Below are 3,731 nucleotides of genomic sequence, written 5' to 3' on the forward strand. Positions count from 1 at the left end.
ATCCCTGGTCTGAGTGAAATAGCAGGCCTTGCGGCTTGCCACGCTGCTCGTAAGCCACGTCCAACGCCTTGATCACCAAGTCTGCATCCGGCTTTTCTGATAACGCCCAGCCCGCCACTCGGCGAGCGTAAAGATCCATGACAACCGCAAGGTAGTGTCATTTCCCCTGTGCCAAGATGTAGGTGATGTCGCCGCACCAGACCTGGTTGGGCGCTTCGACATCAAGTTCTCGGTTCAATATATTTGGGATATCCGGCCGCTCGACTGTCGCCTTTTTATAGGCGTGTGATCCTGGCTGCTTGCTGACCAACTCCAGCTCACGCATCAGCCTGCGTACCTTAAACCGTCCAATTTGCTCACCTTCTTCTTGCATCATCAACGTGATGCTTCGACTGCCGGGAGCACTTCGGCCCTGGGTGAACAACTCGCTCACTCGGCTACGCAGCCTGGGCCGCTCAACATCTGGTGTTCGCCGCCTTAGACGATGCGCGTAGTACCCCGAACGAGCACAAGCAGTCAACAGGCTCATGGACGCTTAGCTGATTGATCAGCGCGTACGCTCGAGATCTTCCGACATCAAGAGCGCGGTAGCCTTTTTTAATATTGATTTCTCGCGCTCGAGGCGAGCAATCCGAGCTTCCAACTCCTGGATTTTTGCTGCTCTGGTGTCAGGGCCTTGCTCTGGGGCGTGACGCCGGTGCGCTCTTGCTGAAGCTGGTCGACCCAGCGGCGCAGCGCCGACTCACCAACACTCAGTGAACGACTGGCTTCGATGAAGCTGTAGTTTTGCTTGAGCACGAGGTCGGCAGCCTCGCGTTTGAATTCTGCGGAAAAGGTACGGCGTTGTTTGGTCATCTGACACCTCGATCTGGCGAGTATTCTCGCCTAAAAGGGTGTCCGGTTTCATTAGACCACTACAAGCAGACTTAGGGAATTCCTAGCCGCGGTGACGAAGGGGTATAAATTTATGTCTGCATTTGCGGGCTCATGAGCAGATTGGTAGCCCGGTGATCCACCGCGCCCGCGTAGAGGCGATCGCGGTGGTTCAGGTATTGCACATGTAAGGCTGAAGGTCATTGGGTGGCGCTTTCAGCGCTACCTAGCAGCCAACGTGGGAGATCAGCGCTCGGCCTTCTCAGTCGAAGCCGCTTTTCTTTTTTCAGTCGTCGACACTGCCGCCTGAGGCTCGAGAGGTACTTTAGATCCAGTGGCTTCGGCTTCCAGGTGCGCGACCTGATGACTGTACTCGCGCAAATACACGATGAACTCCTGCAGCAGGCGATCCCACAGTTCCAGGTTCCCGCGCAGGTGATGCAGGCTGACGCCGGCGGCCACGGTGACATCCAATTCCATCACCAAAAAATCACTCTGCACCGAAAGTCTGGCGAAACGGCGAGTCGCGTTCCAAAGCTCAGTCATACCAGCGGGCAAGGCGCCTTGAATGCGCAAAGCGCAGCTGTAGGTGAAATCAACATAGGCACCTGCTTCGCTGCCCCGATTGCCGAAACGCACGGCATACCCGATGCCCTGACTGGCGGTCAGCAATTGGATGGCACCATTTTGTTCACTTTGGTTGACGCGGTAACCTGCCTCCTGCAACACGTGAGTCATCTTTTCCGTAGTTACTTGAGTTATCAATCCACTAGTAGACATAGCGATAGAGTCCTTTATCGGATTTACATGCATGGCCACACAGGCCGTGATTGTTTTGTATGTTATTTCAGCTTCGCAACAATAAAAACATATAACCGAACGGTTGCGGGCTTCGCTGAGAGTTTTTTAGGGAAGCAAACTTCTTTTGATAAATTTTGCCGATTTTTAATGGGTTCGTTGAGCGAGTGTGCTCCGAGGGGGCAAGTTTTTTTGTCCTTCGTGTTAATGAATCAGTGTGGCGGTTCGAATAATATTTTCCCCTTACCTCCTGCTGAACGCAAAGTCGACGTTCAAAGAGGTGTAACCTGTTCCCATAGGGTTCAGGTGATGATTTTCAAACGTCGTTCTATTGAGGAAGGACAGCTTGCCGAAATCCACCTCGTATGGGGACAAACCTGAATTTTACAGGTGTTAGACTTAGGTTAAAACGCATGAAGAACGCCGGCGAGCAGCAGGAAAAATCGTAGCAAACAGGCGAGAGCATTTGAAAGCGTTCATTGGCATCCTGATGCTGGCGGGCATGAGCTTAGAGAGGTGCGCCAATGGCGTGATCCGATTCAAATAGACATTCGGGTCGGCGTTGGATGAATTCACGTAATCGAGCAGGCAGTGCTGGCCATCGTTGTTGCGGATTATCAAGCGTTAGCTCGACTGACCATCACTGAGAAAGACGTTGCCGTTGTCCAGAACGATGGTGACAAACCGATGCTTGTCGGTGAAAACACCATCTCCCTTGAGCAGTACCTGGCTTTGCGCGTCTTGTATATGAAGCAGTACTGGGCGGGTAGCCAACACCGGGAACTCCGGTATATTGACCGAGCCTCGACGTGCCGTAACTGTCTTGGTGCCGATATTGATCTCGACATAGTGCGGCAAGGTTTTTGTCGCAATTCAACTTGTGAATATTAGGAGGCATTGAGCTTCAGCACCACGGCACGACCCCCACAATCGGTCCATACTGGGCGCTGGGCGTGGGAAGCTGGCCTCTGACCAATCATCGACCTTGATCACGTCAAGTTGTCGCGCAGGTGATAGGGAGACAGGGTTAAGCTTTCTGCGTGCAAAACATGCACCCGCTGAACTATCCATTATAGCTACGCCTGTCATCGCCATTTTTGCGTATATCCAAGGCTAGGCTGGTGTAGCGGGTGACCAGCTTGATCCATGTTGAGGAGCATCCGTGATCTTTTTAGCCTCAGCTAAAGCCGCTGCGGCAGCAGCGCGTGCTCTCTTTAAGCGTCAGTGACATTCACAGATTAATGATGAGCCTTTTTGGCAGCTTACCTCCATATGTTCTGTCGGTATTTGACTTCGAGGGCACCATGACCCGGCACGATAGCGGCGTTTTTCAAGGTAGTTGTCGCGTCCACCGTGGTGCTACGCGACCTTGATGCTCACTGTCACAGCTCCCTTTCGGGGTTCAGATATACCGTTCCGACTGGTTTCCAGTTGCGTGTCTCACCTGACCAACGTTCCGGTCTTTTTTTCTAGCCTGCCCATAGATTGCATCGCGCCGGGCCAGGATTTCCTGGTCTTTTCCCTCGTGACGTTGAGCCGGTGTCACAAAACGGATTCGGCTATGACGATGCTTGGTGTTGTACCAGGTCATAAAATCCCTCACCCAAACACGCGCATCATCCGGGCTGTTAAAACCATCTAGCGGCCACTGCGGGCAATATTTCAGTGTCCTGAACAGTGATTCCGAGTACGGGTTGTCGTTGCTGACCCGCGGTCGACCACGCGATGGCGTGATGCCCAGATCGTACATCTTGGTCAGCAGGGTCACCGACTTCATCGGCGCGCCGTTGTCAGAGTGCAGCACCAGCGGCTGGCGCCAGCACTTTTCGTGGGTCACGCTTCGTTGCAGTAATACCGCTGCTTTTTCACCACTTTCTACGTCGTAAACTTCCCAGCCCACCGCCTTTCGGCTGTAGATATCCTCGATCAGATAAAGGGTATGCGTCCGGCCAACACACCTTCCTGACCTCGACGCCAAAGGCGATGGTGTCCACCTAATTTGAACTGACCCCCAAAGGTTGGACACAACCGTTGGGGGCGTCATGGGTAAGTACACAGAG

The 3,731-nt window shown here is 53.3% G+C and carries 2 protein-coding genes and 2 pseudogenes; 1 reads left to right on the forward strand and 3 read right to left on the reverse strand.

Annotation, left to right across the window (positions count from 1 at the left end; all coding sequences use genetic code 11):
* Together ACI77I_RS31755 and ACI77I_RS31760 are read right to left on the reverse strand one after the other, a co-directional pair.
* Positions 1-855, reverse strand: a pseudogene (locus ACI77I_RS31755) (IS3 family transposase); the annotation flags it as partial.
* 264 nt (positions 856-1,119) lie between these two features.
* A complete protein-coding gene (locus tag ACI77I_RS31760; RefSeq protein WP_407000142.1) occupies positions 1,120-1,653 on the reverse strand; it encodes a YbjN domain-containing protein in 534 nt (177 codons plus the stop codon).
* A 609-nt stretch (positions 1,654-2,262) separates the two neighbouring features.
* Between ACI77I_RS31760 and ACI77I_RS31765 the strand changes: the two genes are divergently transcribed.
* Entirely contained in the window at positions 2,263-2,562 is a 300-nt protein-coding gene (locus ACI77I_RS31765) for a hypothetical protein (RefSeq protein ID WP_407000144.1), read from the forward strand.
* A gap of 491 nt (positions 2,563-3,053) precedes the next feature.
* Here the strand turns inward: ACI77I_RS31765 and ACI77I_RS31770 are convergent.
* Positions 3,054-3,731, reverse strand: a pseudogene (locus ACI77I_RS31770) (transposase); the annotation flags it as partial.

The organism is Pseudomonas sp. D47, assembly GCF_045447305.1.
GTDB lineage: Bacteria > Pseudomonadota > Gammaproteobacteria > Pseudomonadales > Pseudomonadaceae > Aquipseudomonas.

Bases quoted from the DNA above. Each gene is read 5' to 3' on its own strand.
- ACI77I_RS31760 (WP_407000142.1), bottom strand. From the start codon at position 1,653: ATGTCTACTAGTGGATTGATAACTCAAGTAACTACGGAAAAGATGACT.